Genomic DNA, 2729 nt, shown 5'->3' with positions numbered 1-2729 from the left:
CTATTACCGGGGCAGAAGCTTTGATACGATGGAATCATCCGGATCGTGGGATCGTCTCTCCGGCAGAATTTATACACATTGCTGAAAAAACCGGCTTGATTGTCCCTATCGGAGAATGGGTACTTCGTACGGCCTGCCAGCAGCTAAAACGTTGGAATGATGATGGAATTTCTCCTTTTACGATGGCTATTAATCTCTCTTCACGTCAATTCAAACAAGAAACTTTTTTCAACAAAACAATCGAAATATTTCACGAAGCAGAGGTAGATACGAATAGCATGGAGTTAGAGCTGACAGAAAGTATCCTGATAGAGGACACGAGTAAAATTTTTAATTTTTTGAACGCATTTAAAGCGTTTGGAATCCATTTTTCTCTCGATGATTTTGGAACCGGCTACTCTTCATTGAGCTATTTAAAACATTTCCCTATCTCCAAACTGAAGATTGATCAATCGTTTGTTAAAAATATTACTATCAATGGAAGTGACAGTACTTTGGTTAAAGCGATTATTGCAATGGGAAGTGCACTTAACCTTACAACGATTGCCGAGGGAGTTGAATCGCAGGAACAATTTGATTTTTTACGTCAGGAAGGATGTGATGAAATACAGGGATATTTGTTGGGTAAACCAATGTCTGCAAGCCAATTTGAAGCTTTTGTCTATAAAGAGAATCTCCAGAGAATTTGAAAAAATAGCATACAAAGCTAATGCCTTTCAATATAATTTATCTTATGTTATTTAAAGTACATATTACTCAGTATGTTGGAAATTAATACTTAAATTTTATTGACACGTTTAACCAATATGGTTATTATACCAACTACAATGTCGCGGAGTGTAGATGTCTGATACTAAATTTATTTCACATTATGATCTAGAATCGATCAAAGCACTCATTGAGAGTGGTGACGTATTTATAACCGGTACTGCACAAAATGATGCGGAACAGATTGGTATGAGTGTAGAAGACATATTATCTACTGTTTTATCATTGGAGAATAAACATCTTTATAAGTCTATGAGATCGACTAAAAACCCGACTCTTTGGCAAGATGTTTATCATTTTAATGATGACGATATAACTTTATACATCAAATTGCAGATCAGCAATAATGCAATTGTCATTTCTTTTAAAGAGAAATAAAAGGACACCAAATGAAATTATTAGAAATATGCCCTCTGTGCAATGGAAACTTACAGTATGGAGCGAGAACTGAATCATTTAACTACAAAGATAAGACTTTTACAGTTGATATGTACGGGGAATATTGTAGTGAGTGTAATGAATCGTTTTACAACATTGATGATGCAAAGAAAAACGAAAGAAATATTGCATTAGCAAAGCGTCATATTGACGGCATGCTGCGCCCAGAAGATATAACAAGAATCAGAAAAAAAATGGGGCTTTCCCAGATTCAGGCGTCAGAGTTATTCGGAGGTGGAGTCAGATCTTTTCACAAATATGAAAAAGGAATCATTGCACCACCTAAATCTCTAGATATTCTTCTAAGACTTATCGATGACGGCAAGGCAACTTTAGAAGATTTATCTACCGGTTCACGAAAAACAGCCTAATATTGGATGAACTTCAGGAAATTGCGAATTTTGTAGATGGCTAAATAGCTGTTTTACATGAGTTGTATTTTATAAGATCATTTATAGTGTTATACAATGCAATACATAATATTTAAAAGTAGGGTGCAATGGTTACCAAAGAGGTGATTCTTGATTTTTTTGCTAATCACAAAGACGAGTTAAGAGAAAAATACTCTCTCGTTAAAGTTGGACTTTTTGGCAGCTATGCCAAAGGCTCAGCAACACCTGAAAGTGATATTGATATTTATGCTGAATTTGAAAATAAAAAATTTAGAAATATAGCCGGAGCTTGGAATTATTTTGAAGAAGCTTTCGGAACAAAAATAGATCTTTTGTACCCTCATAAAAATATGCGACCATCTCTAAAGCAAAACATTGAACGTGAAGTTATCTATACATACTAGGTTAATTCTCTCAATTATTAGGTTAAATTAATTTGGTTAACATAAGATAAATTATATTGAAAATTATCTACCAGTAATCAATGAAATATGAGCAATAACGAGTAGGTTCTTCTAAACTATTGATCTGCATCAAATCTAATCTAATCATCATCAGTTATTATATTTGAATCTTTCTAATAGGAGTTCAAATGTTTAAGATGTCGGCACTAATACTTTCATTACTCATTGCATCAGGATCATGCTGGGCGGATGCACCGTCATTATCCGATGAGACGAAAGCAATGCTAAAAGAAGCGAAAGGGCAAGTAGAAGCTATCGAACCGCAAAAACTGAAGGCATTGTTAGCAGATGAAAAAATTATCTTGCTGGATGTAAGAGATCCTGATGAGTGGGAAAAAAGCACGATTCAATACGATCGCCAAGTAAAAATTTCACGTGGATTTCTTGAAATCAAATATCCCAAACTCATCCTGGATAAATATACTAAAGACGATAGCTTTGTTGTTTATTGCGCGATGGAGCCACGGTCGGTATTTGCGGCACAACGTTTACAACAATTGGGATTTAAACATGTTTCCTATCTTCAAGGCGGTTTGAAAAATTTCAATCCTTGAGAGCATAAAGTTTTAAACTTCCCAATATTTTTTGCTTACAAGCAATTTTTTAATTTGCGGAGCGATCTCAGGATCGCTTTTCCCAACACTCCACAATCTTTTACTCAATTGGC

At 34.9% G+C, this 2729-nt stretch carries 5 protein-coding genes; all 5 read left to right on the top strand.

The genetic code is table 11. The features are described 5' to 3' along the window. A partial coding sequence (locus PHC76_RS14890; protein ID WP_300210773.1) for an EAL domain-containing protein occupies nt 1-689 on the top strand: 689 nt, incomplete at its 5' end. A 154-nt stretch (nt 690-843) separates the two neighbouring features. Next, nucleotides 844-1146: a type II toxin-antitoxin system MqsR family toxin gene (locus tag PHC76_RS14885; RefSeq protein WP_300210771.1), complete on the top strand. Its 303-nt coding sequence runs from the start codon at nt 844-846 to the stop codon at nt 1144-1146. An 11-nt stretch (nt 1147-1157) separates the two neighbouring features. Next, nucleotides 1158-1577, top strand: a complete 420-nt coding sequence (locus PHC76_RS14880) for a type II toxin-antitoxin system MqsA family antitoxin (protein ID WP_300210770.1) — start codon at nt 1158-1160, stop codon at nt 1575-1577. Between the two features lie 128 nt (nt 1578-1705). Further along, nucleotides 1706-2002 carry a nucleotidyltransferase family protein gene (locus PHC76_RS14875; RefSeq protein WP_300210768.1) on the top strand — a complete coding sequence of 99 codons (297 nt, stop codon included), beginning with the start codon at nt 1706-1708 and terminating at the stop codon, nt 2000-2002. A gap of 188 nt (nt 2003-2190) precedes the next feature. Then, nucleotides 2191-2616 carry a rhodanese-like domain-containing protein gene (locus PHC76_RS14870; RefSeq protein WP_300210765.1) on the top strand — a complete coding sequence of 142 codons (426 nt, stop codon included), beginning with the start codon at nt 2191-2193 and terminating at the stop codon, nt 2614-2616. Nucleotides 2617-2729 lie beyond the last annotated feature (113 nt).

Source organism: Sulfuricurvum sp. (genome assembly GCF_028710345.1).
Lineage (GTDB): Bacteria > Campylobacterota > Campylobacteria > Campylobacterales > Sulfurimonadaceae > Sulfuricurvum.
This window is presented reverse-complemented; position numbering and strand designations above follow the sequence as displayed.

Excerpts from the sequence above, each read along its gene's own strand:
- PHC76_RS14885 (WP_300210771.1), top strand. The coding sequence starts at position 844 with ATGTCTGATACTAAATTTATTTCACATTATGATCTAGAATCGATCAAA.
- PHC76_RS14880 (WP_300210770.1), top strand. The coding sequence starts at position 1,158 with ATGAAATTATTAGAAATATGCCCTCTGTGCAATGGAAACTTACAGTAT.
- PHC76_RS14875 (WP_300210768.1), top strand. The coding sequence starts at position 1,706 with ATGGTTACCAAAGAGGTGATTCTTGATTTTTTTGCTAATCACAAAGAC.
- PHC76_RS14870 (WP_300210765.1), top strand. The coding sequence starts at position 2,191 with ATGTTTAAGATGTCGGCACTAATACTTTCATTACTCATTGCATCAGGA.